General features: G+C 57.9%; 9 protein-coding genes. 2 read left to right on the top strand and 7 right to left on the bottom strand.

Features of this window, described 5'->3' with window-relative positions:
- Positions 1–52: 52 nt before the first annotated feature.
- From V3C19_RS04400 to V3C19_RS04370, 7 genes are all read right to left on the bottom strand, one after another.
- Positions 53–2,551, bottom strand: coding sequence for an Amuc_1098 family type IV pilus outer membrane protein (locus V3C19_RS04400; RefSeq protein ID WP_295933605.1), 2,499 nt, complete (start codon positions 2,549–2,551; stop codon positions 53–55).
- 133 nt (positions 2,552–2,684) lie between these two features.
- Complete coding sequence (locus V3C19_RS04395; RefSeq protein ID WP_130083432.1) at positions 2,685–4,448, bottom strand: alpha-amylase family glycosyl hydrolase; 1,764 nt, start codon at positions 4,446–4,448, stop codon at positions 2,685–2,687.
- Positions 4,449–4,533: 85 nt separating this feature from the next.
- Positions 4,534–5,916 carry an HD domain-containing protein gene (locus V3C19_RS04390; protein WP_295877244.1) on the bottom strand — a complete coding sequence of 461 codons (1,383 nt, stop codon included), beginning with the start codon at positions 5,914–5,916 and terminating at the stop codon, positions 4,534–4,536.
- 7 nt (positions 5,917–5,923) lie between these two features.
- A complete protein-coding gene (locus tag V3C19_RS04385; RefSeq protein WP_130083431.1) occupies positions 5,924–7,186 on the bottom strand; it encodes a redoxin domain-containing protein in 1,263 nt (420 codons plus the stop codon).
- 904 nt (positions 7,187–8,090) lie between these two features.
- Positions 8,091–10,331, bottom strand: a complete 2,241-nt coding sequence (locus V3C19_RS04380; RefSeq protein ID WP_130083430.1) for an inorganic phosphate transporter — start codon at positions 10,329–10,331, stop codon at positions 8,091–8,093.
- 118 nt (positions 10,332–10,449) lie between these two features.
- The gene (hrpB, locus tag V3C19_RS04375) at positions 10,450–13,035 is read right to left on the bottom strand and encodes an ATP-dependent helicase HrpB (protein WP_130083429.1); all 2,586 of its coding nucleotides are present in this window, start codon (positions 13,033–13,035) and stop codon (positions 10,450–10,452) included.
- A 35-nt stretch (positions 13,036–13,070) separates the two neighbouring features.
- Positions 13,071–14,030: a phosphatidate cytidylyltransferase gene (locus tag V3C19_RS04370; protein WP_161981338.1), complete on the bottom strand. Its 960-nt coding sequence runs from the start codon at positions 14,028–14,030 to the stop codon at positions 13,071–13,073.
- A gap of 424 nt (positions 14,031–14,454) precedes the next feature.
- Here V3C19_RS04370 and V3C19_RS04365 point away from each other — a divergent pair, with 424 nt between their 5' ends.
- Entirely contained in the window at positions 14,455–16,560 is a 2,106-nt protein-coding gene (locus V3C19_RS04365; RefSeq protein WP_240042235.1) for a carboxy terminal-processing peptidase, read from the top strand.
- A 140-nt stretch (positions 16,561–16,700) separates the two neighbouring features.
- Positions 16,701–18,428: a ribose 5-phosphate isomerase B gene (gene rpiB, locus V3C19_RS04360; RefSeq protein WP_345786450.1), complete on the top strand. Its 1,728-nt coding sequence runs from the start codon at positions 16,701–16,703 to the stop codon at positions 18,426–18,428.
- Positions 18,429–18,735: the final 307 nt, after the last annotated feature.

Genomic DNA, 18,735 nt, shown 5'->3' with positions numbered 1-18,735 from the left:
GGAGAATTCAGGATCAGAATCGCTGTTTTTCACAGGCTTGTTTTTTAGAGGTTTACTCAACGGCACTAAGAGCGGGAAGATCCGGACCGCCTTCCGGAGTTTCCGGAACGGGAGTATTCGGCGTGTACAGTTCCTTGCCTCCCGGATCCACCACTTCCGCCTTCACCATGATGATAATGGCCTTGCGCTGTTCCTTGGAACCCTGGGAACGGAAAAGTCGCCCTACCCAGGGGATATCCCCCAAAACAGGGATTTTGTCCTCATACTGGATGGAGGTAGCTTTTTTCAAGGCTCCGATCACCAGGGTGTTGCCCGTGAGGACGCGGACGGAAGAGGTCATGCTGCGCTTGGAAAACACGGGCTGGAGAATGAAGTTGTCCGACGCCTTGGTCATGGTTACTTCATCCTTCCCGTCTTGCTGGGATACCAAGGGCAGGAAAATGGGAGTGCCGTAGTTGATGAACCCGTCAAAATCCACGAGTTCCGGTGCAAGGGTAAGATCCACCATGGACTTGTCTTCGCTGATACCGGTCACCTCCACATTGAATACGGTGCCCAGCTGCCTGGTTTCAAATGCCGTAGGATGGGCGGGCGTCATCGGCATGATGGGAATGCGTTCCCCTACGTCGTCATCGTCACCCCAATAGTCGTCATTGTTATAATCCCTGCCCGTGCTATTGGGGATTTCGGGCGGATCGTATTCCGTGGGGTAAATCAGTTCCCTGCCGCTGAAGAAAGTTGCCTTTTCTCCGGGGCGCACCACCACGGAAGGATGCTGCATGATATCCGTGCCCTTCTTCTGGCTCAGACCCCGCATGATCATGGTGATGTCTGCCTGGCTCCATATGCCGCGCATGGTCATGATGCTAGGCGCTCCTCCGGGGGTATAAACGGCATCCGAACTTCTGGCGGAAGTGCCGCGTTCGATCATGCCGTCAATGCTGTCTTCCGTAAATACCTGGTTGCCTGACCTCAGCCCGCCCACTACTCCCACAGGGGACGCTGCCCCAGCTACCCTGGCGACGCTGTCCAGTACGGTATTGTTATAATCGTTCTTGTCCGTCCCTGCCCCGCCCATGAACCATTTGTTGGGGTCAAGGTTGAGGTTCACAATCCAGTTGAATCCCAGTTCTTCCAGATCCGCCTGGTTGACTTCCAGAAACGTGGCGCTCACAATCACCTGCAGGGGCTGAGCCGCCGACTTGGCCGCCACCAGTTCTTCCAGGAAGTTCAAGTCCCTGGGAGTTCCATGAAAAAAGAGTGTGGAGTTGCCTGCGTTATATTTAACGGAGCTGCCGGCCGGCAATTTCAATCCCATGGCGGCAAGCATCTTTTGCGGGTCTACCCGCTTCAGCGTCATTCCGGAGGAACCGGAGTCACCGGAAGCAAAAGGGTCCAGGTCGTCCGAACCTGATGAGGAATCCGCCCCGGAGAAGAAACCGGGAGGAACCGGAATAGTCTTGGAAACCATGTAGGATGTTCCGGCGGAAGGGGTGACGAGTTCCGCTCCATAGGCGTTCGTGCGGAAAATCAATCCGGAGGCGCGGGCCACGTACTGCAAGGCTTCGCGCAACGGAACGTTTTGAAGGTTCAGGGTAATTTTCTTGGCGGCGATGTCCTTGGCGGTAACGCTGTCCGGAGGACCGGGATCCAGGGAAATGTTAATCCCCCTCTCGGCTTCGGTCTGGGCCGTTTCATCATGCACTCTGGACTGGTTGCGGAGGTAGTCCACGGCTTCCTCCACCGTAGCCTGTTCCAGCTGGACCCTGGGCAGACGGATCATGCCCAGCTTCTGGTTCACGCTCACCACGGGATTTTCCAGGGGCTGTGAGAAGGATTCCGGTTCCTCGGGAACTTCTGTGACGGAAGGAAGACGTTCCCAAAGGTTGCTTACCTCCGCAAGGGCGTTCCCGCGGGTTTCATCCCGCGCAGAGGAAAAATAGTTGGTACGTGCACGGTTCACCTGTTCCATGCCGCGCCGCGCCGCCGTGTTGTAGGGATCAATGAGGAGAACGGAGTTAAATTCCTTCAGGGCCTCATCGTACTGTCCCAGCTCATAATACCCGAATGCCAGGCGAAGAAGGCCGTTGACCTTTTCCACGTCCACGACATGCTGCGGGGTCAGGGACGGATTCGTCCGGATCGGGTCCTTGAGCAGTTCCAGAGTACGCTTGGCCAAAGCATGGTTCGGAGTCGTTTTCAACGCAGATTTCAATAATTCCGAGGCTTCGTCACGACGCCCCACCTTGATGTATTCCTGACTCACGGCCACGCTGGCATCCGCAATGCTGGTTTCCAGGAAGCGGCGCCGGGTCTCCATATTGGGAGCCTTGGGCAAGGTATTCAGGCTTTTACGGTAAAGTTCCAGAGCCTCCTGATACTTGCCCTCGGAATATTGCTGACGCGCCTGGTTCAGAAGCAGCATGGAAGCCTGCGCCTGTTCTTCCATCCGGGCAGCAGCACGGCGGGCGGCGCCTGCGCCGTCCTGCGCCAGGGCAGGACAGGCTCCGGCAACGGCAAGCGCCAGAGCAATCTGCTGAATGGTAGACATGGAGTAAGGAAAACGTCTAGTCATAGGAATTTCCGGGACTATAGCGAATTAAATTCCGTCCGTCATTATAAAAACGCCCAAAGGAGCAAAAAATATCGAACACGGAAAAGCGGGCTCCGCGCCCCGGCTTCTCCTATGCTTCTGACAGTTCCAAAACGCCTACTTCCCCCGGTTTCAGAGGATAGGCCATTCCCCTGTCCATCAGTTCACTTCTGTCAAAAAGCCTGTCTTTCCCCTCTTTCCACATCAGGTTCCTGGCGCGCACTTTCTCTGTCTGAATGCCGCACCAGTTGAACGCATGTTGGGGGATGGAGATGCAGAGGTTATAGAAATTGATGGTTGGAGAAAGATTTCCCACCACCAGCACCGTGGAATGGGCATGATGTCTGAGCATGGCATACACCCAGTGTCCGGAAGTGTCTTCCGCCGGTTCCCTGCCGAAGGTGGTGTTTTTCATATTGGCCCAGTTCAACCCATAAAAATCCCCGCGGTCCAGAGCAGGATGCTGGAGAAGGGGAAGCAGACGCGCATGGAAATCCCTCAATTCCGCGGAGTCCTCGTCCAGCAGGGAGGCGTCAAACCTGCCGCCTGCCACCCAGGTCTGCAACTGCGGCAGGCAGGTATAGTCAAAGATGCTGGTCCGGCCGTTATGGCCGCCATAACCGCCCGGCGCTTCTGCGCGTTCCCCTACCTCCTGCCCGTTGTACACCAGCACGGGTCCCTTGCCGGAGGCATACACGAGTGTCATGATCGCCGGCAGAATGGTGCGTCCCGTCCCGCCCCACGCTATGGGCGAGCAGACGCGCTTTTCATCGTGGTTTTCCACATAACGGACGCCGTGGGTCAAATACTGGGGCTCACTACGGAAAAGACGGTCAAAATCGTTGGCCCAGTTTCCCCGCGTATACACATGTTCCGCCAGATGGTAGCAATCGGCGTCATAAACGGCATTGAACCCTGATTCCAGCAGGGCGGTACAGGGATCGCCCGGAGTGGTTTTCAGATGGTCATTGTAGGCTTCCGCCATAAAAAACACGTCGGGCAGACGCACCCGGGAGCGGGCAATGGCCCATTTCCAGAACGCCATGGGAATCATTTGGGCCATGTCGCACCGGAACCCTCCAATGCCCAGTCCCTGCCAGAATGAAAGAATATCGTCCATGATTCTCCATGTCTTGGGGACCTTCTGCTTGGGGCTTGTCCAGTCGGGTAGCAGGCGGAGGGCCGGAAGCCCTGCCAGAAAGTTATAGCCGTAATTGAGCTTGACCGTTTCATACCAGTCGCACCGGTCCGGCTCCCACGTCACCGCATTATTTCCCGTCACCCTGCCGAAAGTCATCTCCCCTTCGAACAGCCCGTCCGGGAGGCGCAGGGGGGGGCCGTCGCCGGGACTGTTGGAAGTGAGGTAGAAATATCCCTGCTCCGGTGAAAAAAACGTATGGTGGTCGTCCCCCTCTCCAAAGTCGTCATGGCCGTCCCAGTCCGCCAGGTAGGCGCGGGATACATGGTTGGGGACAAAGTCCATGAGAGGCACCAGTCCAACGGACCGGCACCGCTTGACCAAGGCCTTGAATTCCTCCATCCTCAATTCCGGAGCGGATCCCAGGTCCGGGTCCACGTCAAAATAATCCAGAACCGCATAAGGGCTGCCGGCCAGCCCTTTAACGATGGATTCCGGCTGTGCGGGCAGTCCGGGATGGGCTGTCTGTGTGGCATGCCTCAGCACGCCCGTCAGCCAGATGTGGGTAAAGCCCATCCTGGCGATTTCCCGCAGAGCCTTGTCCGTCACCCCATTAAATGTGCCGCAGCCGTTTTCCTCCCGACTTCCCCAATCTACTCCGTGCATTTCCATGTTGGAGAAGTGGCGGACAAACAGTTGATAGATGACCGGACGCATGAATTGATATGACTTGATGCAACCCTTCCCCGGAAAAGAAGGGGGACAGGGGATGCCCTCCTTCTTCCGCAGGAATGGAGTTCGTTTATAATGCTAGTTTTTCCAGGTACTCTGCAAGTGTATTCTGATCCACCGGGGCAATTTGACCCAGCCGCAGCAAGGCCTCCCTCCTGTCTAGCAGCGCGCCTTCCAGCTGGAGTTCCTGGATATGGGAAAGCCATTTTTTGAAATCCGGACCCGGAGAAAACCCCAGAGCCTTCAGGTCGCGCCCGGTCACCAGAGGAGGCGGCACCAGAGGCTCCTGCTGGTAGGATTCCCTAGCGTCCCGGATGAATTGCCAATTATCCATCAATCCATTGGAGGAAAGACAATCCAGCCGGTGCAGCTCCAGTTCATCCTGGAAGAAGGGGGAATTCATGAACATTCTCAGGGTGGATTTCTTCATCTGCCGCACATGCATGAAGCGCATGTGGCGCTCCACCATGTCCGCCACGGCATCCACTACGGCATTGGAGTATTTCAATCTCCGCAAAATGACACGGGCCAGAACAGCACCTTCCTTGTCATGACCGGAAAAACGGATTCTTCCCGTTTCATCCACCTCCCGGCAGGCAGGTTTGCCGATGTCATGCAGAAGCACGGCCAGGGCCAGCTCCAGGGAAACGGGGCCTCCGTCCGTTCCCAGGGCTTCCAGCATCATCAGGGTATGTGTGTACACATCCCCTTCCGGATGCCACTGGGGGGGCTGTCCGCAGCCGACCATTCCGTATACTTCCGGGATGATGTGCTTCATGAGTCCCGTTTCCACCAGCATTTCCACCCCTGCCCTCCTGCGTGGAGCCAGCAGTATCCTGTCCAGCTCCTCCCGGATGCGCTCCGGGGCTATCCGGGCCAGCAGACCGGAGTTCCTGCAAACCGAAGCGTACGTTTCCTCTTCCATGATAACTTCCCTGGTGATGGCAAAGCGCACCGCCCGCATCAAGCGCAGGGAATCTTCCTCAAAGCGGCAGTCCGGATTCCCGATCGCCCGCAGAATCCCCGCCTCAATGTCCGGCATGCCATCCACATAATCCACGATGCCTCCGGGAGGGTCGGAAAAAGGTTCCTCAAACAGGCCGTTCATCGTGAAGTCACGGCGCCGGGCGTCTTCACGCGCATCCGTGAAATAGACGGCATCCGGACGGCGGCCGTCGCTGTAATTTCCGTCCCTCCTGAACGTGGCTACCTCAAAACAGAAGCCCTTGTGAAGAACCAGCACTACGCCGAAGGCGGCGCCCACCTCCCATGAACCGGGAAAAAGGCGCAAGACTTCATCAGGCCGGGCAGAGGTGGCAATATCTATATCCTTCACGGGATACCCCATCAGCCGGTCCCGGACACATCCCCCGGCAAAATACACCAGGTGCCCGGCCCGGGCCAGCAACCGCGCCACGGCTTCCGCCGCCTCTCTCATCGGAGTTCTTTCCATGAAACGGCTATTCCGGAATGGGACGCAGAGGGGGCGCGGATACGGGAGGCGCCACTGGAGCCGCCGGACGAACGGGCTGCCGTGAAGCCGGGGCCGGACGGCCCGCAGGAACGCGTGTGTCCGGGGAATTGACTCTTTCCGGAATCAGGACGGAAGGTGCGGCCGACGGAGCCTGTGGAGCCTTTTCAGCCTCCTTCCCCTTGAATTTGTTCATGGCGGCATAAAGATTGGCGTCAAACAGAAGATCCGGTGTGCCGCGCATCAGAATCTTCCCCTTGGGATCGAGCAAATATACCCGTGGAGTATGGGCCACGCGGTAATCCTTGAATGCAACCGCCTGGGCATCCACCAGGGAAGGAATATCCAGGCTCAAATTCAGCAGGGCTTTTTTCACCCCTTCTTCAGAAACCGGAGCTACGGGCATCACCGTCATTCCGGGAAATTCCTTGCGCAGAGAAGCCGCCTTTTCCAAAAACTTGACGGACATGGCATCTCGCGGATCCCAGAAAACCAGCAGAACGGGCTTGTCGCCGGAGGGAATTTCCACCCAGGTTCCCGTAGCGGAGGAAGGCAGCTTGATTTTCGGCCCCGTCTGGCCGATATTAAGATTGCGGATTTCATACAGCTCCTCCTTGACCAGGTCCTTGACGGGAATGGGGCCGAATTTGGAATCATAACACTTGATAATAGCGTCCTTCAGAAGTTTGCCCCTGGCAGCAACAAGGCGGCCGTCATCCTGCTGCATCCCGGAACTTTCCTTCATGACCATCGCCAGCCCCAGGGAAGCCAGTCCCTGGTCTTCCGGAAACTGGTTCAAATCCTTGATCTTTTCCAGAATGGTACGGCAGCGCAAATCGCGCGAGTTGCTCAGTGCATGGGCCGCCTGTCCGGCGCCCTTTTCCATCACCATATTGTTCTCCAGGGCATTCAGGCAGTTCAGGAGGATTTTCCTGGCAACATTCCCGCCCGGGAAGGCTTCCTCAAGCGCCTGCGGATGATCCAGAAACCAGACAATGGCAGGAAGGGTATAAGGTTTCGAGAGATCACGCCCCACCTGCCCCCACAAATCCCTGGCTGCGGTCACGGCATCCGGCTGGCTTTTCAGCAGTTCCGCCCTTTTTTCATCTGTCTCAGCTATCTTGAACGCAGATTCCCAGTCCGCCTGCCTGCTGTTCCAGACGGACAGGACATTTTTCATGCCAATCTCGTCCGCAGAAGCCCATCCGAACAAACCGCATGTACCGGCGATCACGCAAAGCATTCTCTTCATACCACGCCACTATGCCCTGACGGACACTCCGCGTCAATCAAACGTAACGACAATTCATGATGAAACCGTTTAGTCAAAAGCGCACATGCCATTTCCCCCAATCCGGAAATCTCCGGCTGGTTCAAATTCCCTTTCCAGTTTTCCGGGAAAGCGCCCCGCGCATGCCTCCTGGGGTCAGCCCTGCCGTCCATACTCCCTTCCACCGCAAAAAGTCCCAGACGGACGCCAATTCATGCATCCATATCAAATGACGTTTTCCCACATCAAATGGGGAAGGAAACGCCTTTTCCCCTCCGGGAGCATGACCTCCCCAATAACCCGGTAGTTTTGGACCACAACCGGATAATCCCGGATACTGACTTATTTCAGGAAAAACGTTGCGGCCTGTTTATTAGAGACGGTAAACGTCAACGTGCAGTTCTTTTACACCTGGTCACGACCGGAGTGAACGTTTGACGGCAATTCACATCCAGCTTCAGTGAAATTCCATCCATAAAAACGAACAAACCCCGGCGAATCACTTCGCCGGGGCTGCTGTTCAACTAACTACCTATGAAGACGGAGAGATCCTTGGTGGATGAAGTGCTCTCTCTTTCACTGCATCCGGATCATAACCGTTATGGGTGAGACAGCCGGGACGCGAATATGTTCAAACATTTCGTTTTTTGTATGACACAAGCCTGGAACGACGCCCTGAACGGAAAAGCGGCTACGGATTTTTTCCGCAGCCGCTTCGTCCAACTACCTGTAAAATCAATGCTGTTTAAAATAGGAGGGAGTTTCCGCGATCCCTGCCACTGAACGATCCTTTCCTGTAGAAATAACCGGGAAAGAAGGGTTCAAGACTCTCCACCCCTTTCCTGAAGAAAATAAGGAAGACCCGTTCCCATCCCGAATATTCCGTTTACGCCGCCACGAAATTCCTCTCGTCATTTGTCAGGGCGCGCACCTGAACCGCCATGAATCTCATTTCATTGAGCATATTCAGATACAGCAGGGAAGAACGCGTTCGCGTCTGATTGCGCTGGGTTCTCTTGATCTGTCGCTTGGTGGCTTTGGCCACAAGCTGGAGCAGTTGCTCCTGCGCCACCATCGTGTAGTCGAACTGAATGTAGGTTCCCGTCTGGAGCATTTTGCAATATTCGTCCAGAAGTTTCATCAGGGCCGTGTGGACTTCCTTCAAGTCGCTCACCTGGTCAATGGTGAAGGGCGTATGGTTATTGTCCACATAAGTGAAGATGGATTCGGAGAACTGGGCCAGGCTCTGCGTGGCTTCATTCAAATGCTCCAAGGCCTGGACAAAGTGATAACCCATGTCCAGGGAGCGGGACTGCATCTTGTAGAGAATGGGAAGAATGTCGTACTTGTGGTGCTCGCTGCTGGTGAGCGCCAGACGTTCCGCGGCTTCTGCCAGTTCCTTGAGGGCCTTGCGGTCCCCCTGGAAAAAATTTTCCACGGTGTCGTTGTATATTTCCCGGAGCTTGAGTGTACTGTCCACGATCTGGTGGCTGCACACGTCCAGAATGTTTTCCTCCGTGATCTGGTCAAACCGTTCGGTGGAAAGCTTGTTTTCCCGCTTGCGGTGCATGACGGTGGATTTCACCAAGATAACGGCCACCAGCGCCAGCAGGCCGAAGATGGCATATATCTGCCCGTAATGCAGCACCGTAGCCATGATGGCAGCCAGAGTGAAGGCGGCCAGTCCCGTCATGAACCAGCCGGAAATGACCGTAAGCACGCCGGTAACCCGGTAAACGGCGCTCTCCCTTCCCCATGCCTTGTCCGCCAGGGAGGACCCCATGGCTACCATGAACGTCACATACGTGGTGGAGAGTGGAAGCTGCTTGCCGGTAGCCCAGGCGATCAGCAGGGAAGCCACGGTCAGGTTCACGGTGGCGCGTATCAAGTCAAACGCCACGCGGTCCTTGGGATTCAGTGGCTGGGGAGCCGGGTCCCACTGGTGGTTCATGCGCACCAGCATGCGGGCGGGAATGAGTTTTTTCACGCCGCGCCCCAAGGCGATGGCACTGCGCACAATGGCGCGGGCCGGAGGCACGGAACCGAAGCGCTCAATGCCGCCCTCCCCCTGCCGGGAAAGCTCCACGCCGGTGGCAATAACCGTTTTGGCCTTTTTGGAAAACCACAGCGCAAAAATCATCATGCAGCCCGCCGCAAAAAGGATGTAATGGTTCACGGGACCGCCCTTGCCGGGCATCAGGCATTCCATGGCGGTGATGGAGGCCGTGCTTCCGCCGTCCGCCACGACGCCCCGGGCGTACTGGAAGGAATCCAGCCCCCCCATGAAAACACCGATGAAGTTCACCAGGTCATTGCCCGCAAACGCCAGGGCCAGGGAAAAGGTCCCCGCCAGGACGGTCAGACGCAGAATATTGGTCATGAACAGGTGCTGAAGCAGGAACATGAGCAGGGAGAAGCCTGCGAAGGCGACCAGAACCGCCAGCCCCAGGTTCTGGTCAATGTAGGCAATCATGCCGCGGTCCAGCAGGGTGGATTCCTTCAACCCCTTAAAGATGGCAAAGTACGCGATAGCCGTCATGGCAATGCCGCACCAGAAGCAGCCGAACCACTTGAAACGGGACTGGTACTTGAAGGTGAACGCCAGGCGGGAAATCCACATGACGATGGTACCCACCGTAAAGGCGATGGCTACAGAAAGAAGGATGCCGGTGACGATTTCAAACGCCTTGTCCGTATTGATGAAGTCCCACACCGTTTCCGTCATGTGGAGTTTGGAAATTTTGAAAAGGGCCGTAGCTACGGCGGAGCCGAGAATGCCGAATACCAGGGAAACCGTGGTGGAGGTGGGCAGGCCGAACGTGTTGAACGTGTCCAGAAGAATCACCTCGCTGATCATCACCCCCAGGAACAGCAGCATCACTTCATGGTAGCTGAACATGTTGGGATGGAAGATGCCGTTGCGGGCCACTTCCATCATGCCTCCGGAAAAGCACGCGCCCACCAGGACGCCAATGGAGGCCACGGCCAGGATTGCCCTGACGGGGGCGGCCTTGGAGCCGATGGCGGAGTTGAGGAAGTTGACGGCGTCATTCGCGACGCCATTGATCAAGTCAAATGCCGCCAGAAGCAGCAGGGCTACGATAATAATCCAGTAAATTGAGTCCATAACTGTCTCTTGTGTATGGTGGGCGGAGGGCGTCCGCGAGCTGCACCACCGCCTCTTTACACGGAAAAGGGAGATTTTGCCACTGTTTTGTTACAGAAAATTCACCCTTCCCGTCCCGTCAGCGGGAGGGACGCAGAAAGTCCAATTCGGAGGGGTCCGGCCAGCAGTGCCGGGGATAACGTCCGGCCAGATCCTTTTTCATCTGGCCGTAGCCGTTGCGCCAGAAACTTTCCAGGGAGCCGGTCACCTGCCACGGCCTCTGGCTGGGGGCCAGAACTTCCACTTTCACGGTTACGGCTCCGCGGGCAATGCGGGGGGATTCCGCCACGCCAAACAATCTCTGCACCGTCAGGCCGATTACCGGCGTGGAATCCTCCTCATACCGGACCTTGGCATGCTGCCCGTTGGGGAGCTTGAGGCTAACCGGGGCGTAGTCGTCCAGTGCCTTCGCCTGCCAGCCGGAAAGCCAGTCCCGGAGGACGGGCATGATCTCCCGCTCCTTGATATCCTTGTATCCCACGGCGCCTTCACAGACCATGGCGATGGCCACCAGCTTGTCTTCTTCCCCGAACAGGGGCAGTTCCAGCTCCGGCATCCAGCGGCTCAGGCCGTTCAGACGGCGTATCCACTGCTCCACGGCGTGGTCCCACTTTACCAGCTTCAAGGTGCCGTCCACCACTTTTTCCGCCAGAATGGGAGCGGCCAGTTCCGCAGGGGCATCCCCGCGGTCGCGGTCTTCCAGCACCAGGTCTTCATACATCAGGCGCTGGTGCAAGCGAACGCGGCGCAGGCCAGAGTCAAAAACGGCCGCCTCCCCGCCGGAAAAACGTTCCGGCCATACGGCGCGCAATTCTTCCGGGGTGATGAGCGTGCAGCGGCCTATGCGGGTTTCCACCGCCTTTCCGGACAGTTCTGCCATTTCCGCGGCCACAAAGTGCAGGCCGCGTAAGGCCACGCTGCCTTCGGACAGCCTGCCGCCCGCGCCGCCCGCCATGCGGCACGTGCTGGCCGCCACGCCGTTCCGGACGCCTACATGATCCGCAAACCCTTCCATTAATGCCCGGACGACGGAAGAACGCGCCGCCAGGAAATCCGGCTCCGGCACCTCCCGTGAATACCCGCGGCTGCCGATGGACAGCAACTGCCGGTAAGCCATCCACACTTCCCGCGCACCGCGGGCGGAAATGCCCAGGCGGCCGCATGCTCCTGCATCAAAATGGGAATCCAGGGCCTTCCCCACGGCGCGCCATTCCGCCTGAAAGTCCGTATAGTCGCCGGAATCCCGCAGATCATCGTTCAGGCCGCCCTTCGCTTCCACGCCTTCCCCCTGCATCAACGCCGCAATGGCGGCCAGTTCCACCGCGCACCGTTCATCCTGCCCGGCCACGATCAGGCGGCCCAGCCGTGGCGGCAGCGGAAACGCCGTCATCCTCCTGCCCGTCTCCGTCAGGCGTCCCTCCCCGTCCACGGCTCCCAAGGAGGCAAGGAGATGGCGCGCCCGCTGAAGAACCAGAGGGTCCGGCCTGTCCAGCCAGCGGAATTCCTCCGGGTCCGCCACACCCCAGGAACACAGGTTCAAAACGGCTCCGGACAAGTCCACCCGGAAACACTCCGGAGGGTCGAATTCCGCCTTCTTCGCCTGTTCGGCCTCACTCCAGAGCCGGAAGCAGCGGCCTTCCGCCACGCGGCCCGCACGGCCCGCGCGCTGGGCGGCGGACGCCTTTGAAATCCTGACCAGGTGCAGGGTGTCCATGCCCCGGTACGGGTCCCATCCGGACTGGCGCACCCATCCGGTGTCAATGACGGTCCTCACCCCCTCGATCGTCAGGGAAGTTTCCGCCACATTCGTAGAGACGATGACGCGCGGCCGCCCTCCCTTTTCCACCGCGCGGTTCTGCTGTTCCGGACTCAATGCCCCGTACAGGGGGAAAATGTCCCGGCCCCCCAGCCACGGTTTTCCCTCCAGCAGTTCCACTGTGCGCCGGATTTCGTAAACGCCCGGCATGAACAGGAGAATGTCTCCGCAAGCGGCATCCTTCACCGCCTCACGGACAGCTTCCGCGGCCTGGTCCCAGACGGACGGTGGCGCCACCCTCCCCCGGCCGTCGCTGACTGGACGGGCAGGACGGTACGTGATTTCCACCGGGTACTGCCGTCCGCAGGCTTCCAGCTCCCGGCAGGATTCCCCCATGTATTCTCTCAGGCCGGACATTTCCAGCGTGGCGGACATCACCACCACGGCAAGGTCCGGCCGCGGCCCTTCCTGCAGGTCCAGCACACGCCCCAGGGACAAGTCCCCGGAAAGGCTCCGTTCATGGAATTCGTCAAAAACCACCGCGCTCACCCCTTCCAGGCCGGGGCGGTCCGTCAGCCAGCGTTCCAGCACGCCGTCCGTCACGTACGCAATACGGGTACGGGAGGATATGTGCCGCTCAAAACGGACCATGTACCCTACTTCCCGTCCCAGTTCCACGCCGCGCAGCCTGGCGACGTGCCGGGCCAGCAGGCGTGCCGCCATCCGGCGCGGCTGGACGACGACGATGAGGCCGTTTCCCCCTAGCCCCGCATCATCCATCATCGGAGGAATTCCGGTGGACTTTCCAGAACCCGTAGGCGCCTTCAGCAAAATGCGGGGAGACGCTCCTTTAAGGGCTTTTAGAAATTCCCCGCGGATTTCCTCAATAGGAAGAGACGTACCAGGCATGCGGCTTGACGTTTTTTCTTGTCCGGCTCTTCCGCTCAATACACTACCGTCATCATCAGAATACACAGGAACGGAACGGTGAAAGACGGACTGTCAATGAGATCGAAGAGGCCGCCTATGCCCGGAAGCAGGGAGCCAGAATCCTTCACGGACAGGCTGCGCTTGACCAGGGAACCCGCCAAATCGCCATAAACGGCCAGAATAAAAATGAGGGTAATGCCCAGAACCAGCATCAGGACGGATGCCGGAGAAAGCGACGTCGCGCCGAACATTGGGAATACCAGGACTATCCCCGCGGCATTCGTCAGCAGCCAGGAGCCGATGATACCCTCCCAAGTTTTTTTGGGACTGATATGGGGAATTAATTTTTTGGTGAAGAATTTACCCCCCAGCAGCAACCCGCTGACGTAGGCGAAAATGTCGGTCATTTTCGTCACCAGGATCACCCACAGCACCATCATCACAATGCGCGGAGACTCAGCCCCCGCCTCCAGATAGCCCAGATGGATGGCGGGAATAGCGAAGGCGAACAGCCAGCCGGGGTAAATGAAAGACAGCAGCGTTGTAGCGACGGAGCGGAGCGCGCGGCTCCCGACGATGGGGCGGTTCATCTCCCGGATGAACGCCACCACAACCAGAATCACCGGAGCCGCCACAACCAGCAGCAGGGGGTCCGGCATCATTCTGAATTCATCCCGCATCGTGAGACGGAATTTGTTGAAAAAACACGCCACGGACAACAGCACCGGATAAGCCGTCCCGAAAAGGAAACTCAAGCGAGCCTGTCCCGCCTTGCCGGACCGGATGAGCATGTGGCGCCATTCCCACGCGGTCAGGATGCAGAAGATGCACACCAGCCCGTAATAGCCGGCTTCACGGTTCCAGACCAGGGCGCCGGCCAGCAGGCCCAGCAGGACAAAGGTGCTGAACAAACGCTGGAACAGCACGCGCATTTTGCTTCCGGCAGGGGCATTTTCCCGGGGTGGTGTGGTCATACTCGCGCAAAGTGTACAGAAAACGCCTCTGACCTCAATACTGAATTGGCTCAGCGTAGAGGCTTCTTCCGGAAAGCTGCCGCACGGAGGGGCCGCCGCAGGCGGAAAACGCAGTTTTCCCCCCCCTATATTTTTCCGCATGTAAGAAAGAGTCCCATTTTCCCAATTTTAAAAGGCTTCCGGGAATGCCGTCAAAAATAGCGTCATGTGGACGTTTTATGAGATAGACATTCACACGCAAATCAGTAACACTTACAACCCAGCAATACATCCCTCCGGGAATGGAGGGATTACGCACCATTTTTCCCCCATGAACACGCACTCATTCCGTTGGATCAGACTTACAGCGTTTTCGGCCCTTGCCGCGGCAGCCATAACTTCCTGCGCCTCAGCGGCCACCGATTTCAACCAGGTTGGCAAGCAGATGTCCCTTCTGCTCCAAAACTTCCACTTTTCCCGCAAGGAATTCAGCGACGATCTTTCCAACAAGTTTCTGGAAACCTATCTGCGCAAGGTCGACCCCAGCAAGATTTTCTTCACCCAGCAGGATGTGGACGCCCTGAAGAAGAAATACGGAAAGGAACTGGACGACTACCTGATGTCCGGACAGATGATGGACGCGGCCAAGGCCATGCACGCCCTGTACCGCCAGCGCGCCATGCAGCGCATTGCCTATGCGCGCGACCTGCTGAAACAGGGCGGCTTTACGTTCACGCAGGACAAGACCATTGAACGCTCCCGCCGCAAGATCGACTCCTGGCCCAAGGATGAAGCGGAAATGCAGCAGGTCTGGAAGGACTTGGTGGAGGAACAGCTCCTGTCCGAGACCCTGCGCCGAGAAACCGTGGCGCGCCTGGCCAAGGAACAGAACAAGCCTGATCCGCTGGCCAATGAAAAGCCTGTGGAAGAAAAGCTACTCATGCGCTATGAGCGCATTCAGCGCAACATTCAGGAAACGGATCTGGAAGACGTGGCGGAAACCCTGCTGAGCGCGGTAGCCCTGACCTATGACCCACACACGGACTACATGGGAGCCCGCCAAGTGGACCGCTTCAAGATCTCCATGAGTCCGGAGCTCACCGGCATCGGAGCCCTGCTGGGCGGCGAGGATGACGGCTCCACGAAAATCAACGGAATCGTTGTGGGAGGTCCGGCGGACAAGTCCGGAGAACTCAAGCTCAACGACCGCATCGTGGCCATTGACTCCAACAACACCGGAGAGATGGTGGATATCCTGTTCATGAAGCTGGACAAGGTGGTGGATATGATCCGCGGCTCGGAAAACTCCCAGATCCGCCTGAAGGTGGAACCGGCGGACGCTCCCGGCCAGGCCAAGATCATCACGCTGACCCGCTCCAAGGTGCCGTTGAAAGATGAACTGGCCAAAGCGGAAATCATTGAACTGAACGGTGCCCCGGACGGCCAGAACCGCATCGGCGTGCTGAGCCTTCCCTCCTTTTACGCGGATATGGACGGCGGCGACCGCCGCTGCGCCGCAGACGTCAAAAAACTCCTGGAACGGATGAACAAGGAAAAAGTGGACGGCCTCGTGATCGACCTCCGCAACAACGGCGGCGGCTCTCTGGAAGAAGTGCGCCTGATGACCGGATTTTTCACCGGGCGCGGCCCCGTGGTACAGATCAAGGACACCCGCGGCAACGTGGATGTGAAAACCGCCAACAATCGTGAAAAACTCTTCAAGGGCCCCATTGTAGTGCTGATCAACAAGCTCAGCGCCTCCGCCTCGGAAATTCTCGCCGCCGCCCTTCAGGACTACGGCCGCGCCGTCATTGTGGGGGACACCTCCACCTTCGGCAAGGGAACCGTGCAGCAGCCAGTGGACATCGGACAGTACCTGCCCTACTTCTCCGCCAGGGACCGGGCCGGCCTGCTGAAAGTCACTACGCAAAAGTTCTACCGGGTGCCGGGCGGTTCCACGCAGCTGAAGGGCGTGGAAAGCGACATTCAACTGCCCACCGCCACGGCTGCCTTTGAACTGGGAGAGGAAATCCTGGACTACGCCATGCCCTACGACCAGATCCCCCCCTGCCACAATTACAAGAAGGACTCCGCCATCGCCGGCATCCTCCCCGCCCTGAAAGCAGCCAGTGCCGAACGCGTAGCAAAGGACCGCGACCTCCAGATCGCCAAGGAAGACATAGCCATGATGAAGCAGCGCATCAAGGACAACAAGCTATCCCTGAACAAAAAGGTCCGCGAACAGGAAAACGCCTCCCTGGAAGAACGCCGCAAATCCATCAACCAAGAGCGGAAAACCCGCTTTGCGCAGATGGCCAAGGACGACGCCGCAAAGTACAAAATCTACCGCCTCACACTGGACGACATCAACGCGCCGGAACTGCCCCTGGCCAATCCTGAAAAGGACAATGAACAGTTCATGCACGTGGCGGAAGACCCCACGGCGGAACTGGACGACTCCCCGGAATATCCCTCCGGCCTTGATCCCGAACTCCGGGAAGGCATCAACATTGTCCAGGACATGCTGAAACAGCAAACTCCTGCAAAATAAGGGAGAGACTCCCTGCTCTTTGAAAAGCGCCCCGGTTTCCGCCAGAAGCCGGGGCGCCTTTTGTTATTTAAACGGCGATTCCGGAAGCTTCAAATTGGAATGATTCAATTCTTCATCCCGGACTTGCCAGCCGGAAAGAAATGAGGCAGAATATTTTCCCGCCAGCAATATGCACCATCATGAATACGACATTTAAAATTGCCATCGGCTCCGACCACGCCGGAGTCGACCTCAAGGAAACCATAGTAGAACTCCTCAAGGCATGGGGTCATGAAGTGACCGACATGGGTACGGAAACCAAGAATTCCTGCGATTATTCCGACTATGCCAATGCGGTCGCAAGCAGCATTGCTGACGGTACCAATGAACGCGGCATCCTGATCTGCCGCTCCGGCATCGGCATGAGCATTGCCGCCAACCGCTGGGTAGGCGTGCGGGCCGCCCTTTGCCGCACGGCTCCCGCCGCGGCCCTTTCCCGCCAGCACAACAATTCCAACCTGCTCTGCCTGGCTTCCGCCTACGTGGACAATGAAAGCGTGGAAGACGTACTGGATGCCTGGCTGCACGCCGACTTCGAAGGCGGCCGCCACGAACGCCGCGTCATCAAATCCTCCGGCAGTCCCCTGCAATGGAGCGATCCGGAACTGGCCGCCTTCATTGAAGAAGAAGGCCGCCGCCAGAGCAACAACATTGAACTGATCGCCTCGGAAAACTTCGCCTCCCCCTCCGTGCGGGAAGCCCAGGGTTCCCTGCTGACCAACAAATACGCGGAAGGCTATCCCGGCAAGCGCTGGTACGGCGGCTGCGAAGTGGTGGACAAGGTGGAACAGCTCGCCATTGACCGCGTGCTGAAGCTCTTCGGCGGAGAGCACGCCAACGTGCAGCCCCATTCCGGCTCCCAGGCAAACATGGCCGTTTACTTTTCCGTCCTGAAGCCCGGGGACACTATCCTGACCATGGATCTTTCCCACGGCGGCCACCTTACCCACGGCCACCGCGCCAACTTCTCCGGCAAGCTGTACAACGTCGTGCATTACGGGGTCTCCCAGGAATCGGAAGCCATTGATTATGATGCCTTGGAAAAACTGGCCATGGAAGTGAAGCCCAACATGATCACGGCCGGCGCCAGCGCCTATTCCCGCACGATCGATTTTGAACGCATGGCGAAAATCGCCAGAGCCTGCGGGGCCTATCTCTTTGTTGACATGGCCCACATAGCCGGTCTTGTGGCGGGGGGACAACACCCCAACCCGGTTCCCCATGCGGACTTTGTGGCATCCACCACGCACAAGTCCCTGCGCGGCCCCCGCGGCGGCTTCATCATCTGCAAGGAGGAATACGCCAAAAAGATTGACGCCGCCGTCTTCCCCGGCATGCAGGGCGGACCGCTCATGCATGTCATTGCCGCCAAGGCCGCCTGCTTTGGCGAAGCCCTGAAACCGGAATTCAAGGACTACGCCGCCCAAGTCGTGAAAAACGCCCGGGCCATGTCCAAAAAAATGATGGAACTGGGCTTCCGCGTCGTTTCCAACGGTACGGACAACCACGTATTCATGGTGGACCTCCGCAATAAGGGAATCAACGGCGCAGACGCTCAGGAAGCCCTGGACCGCGTGGGCATCACCGTGAACAAGAACGCCATCCCGTTTGACACGGGCTCCCCCATGAAGCCCTCCGGCATCCGCATCGGCACTCCCGCCGTAACCACCCGCGGCATGAAGGAAAAAGACGTGGAACAAGTGGCGGAATTCATCGCGCGGGCGCTGGCCCTGCACGTGGGCGAACAGGTTTGCCCCAACCCGGAAGGCTTTAACCAGCTCAAGAAGGAAGTTTCCGCCTTCAACCGCAACTTCCGCCTGTCCCACTAACCCCCTGTGTCCCAACATGCTTTCCAGCCGTTCCGCCTCTCCGGCGGAACGGCTTTTTTAGGGTCTGAATCATGAAAATTCCATACGGACAGCTAAACAGCTTCCAGCGACCGGAACATTCGATTCATCACGGAACGGCCAGAGTCTCTTCTAACGTCGAAAGGCCTTGAATTCGTAGCTGTTGAAATTGGATCCCCTATTGATTATTAGCAGGCAGCGATTCCTGCTAAAGGGGATGAGGCTTCTTCCGACGAATTTCCGTGAAGCGGGAAATAACCTTGCTTCCCAATCATTTATCGTATCTAAT

This window comes from Akkermansia sp. AE01SA01, assembly GCF_036417395.1.
Lineage (GTDB): Bacteria > Verrucomicrobiota > Verrucomicrobiia > Verrucomicrobiales > Akkermansiaceae > Akkermansia.
The sequence above is the reverse complement of the archived record's forward strand: the minus strand, read 5'-3'. Positions and strand labels throughout refer to the sequence as shown.

Coding starts and splice junctions, on each gene's coding strand:
- V3C19_RS04400 (WP_295933605.1), bottom strand. CDS start 2,551: ATGTCTACCATTCAGCAGATTGCTCTGGCGCTTGCCGTTGCCGGAGCC.
- V3C19_RS04395 (WP_130083432.1), bottom strand. CDS start 4,448: ATGCGTCCGGTCATCTATCAACTGTTTGTCCGCCACTTCTCCAACATG.
- V3C19_RS04390 (WP_295877244.1), bottom strand. CDS start 5,916: ATGGAAAGAACTCCGATGAGAGAGGCGGCGGAAGCCGTGGCGCGGTTG.
- V3C19_RS04385 (WP_130083431.1), bottom strand. CDS start 7,186: ATGAAGAGAATGCTTTGCGTGATCGCCGGTACATGCGGTTTGTTCGGA.
- V3C19_RS04380 (WP_130083430.1), bottom strand. CDS start 10,331: ATGGACTCAATTTACTGGATTATTATCGTAGCCCTGCTGCTTCTGGCG.
- hrpB (WP_130083429.1), bottom strand. CDS start 13,035: ATGCCTGGTACGTCTCTTCCTATTGAGGAAATCCGCGGGGAATTTCTA.
- V3C19_RS04370 (WP_161981338.1), bottom strand. CDS start 14,030: ATGACCACACCACCCCGGGAAAATGCCCCTGCCGGAAGCAAAATGCGC.
- V3C19_RS04365 (WP_240042235.1), top strand. CDS start 14,455: ATGTCCCTTCTGCTCCAAAACTTCCACTTTTCCCGCAAGGAATTCAGC.
- rpiB (WP_345786450.1), top strand. CDS start 16,701: ATGAGGCAGAATATTTTCCCGCCAGCAATATGCACCATCATGAATACG.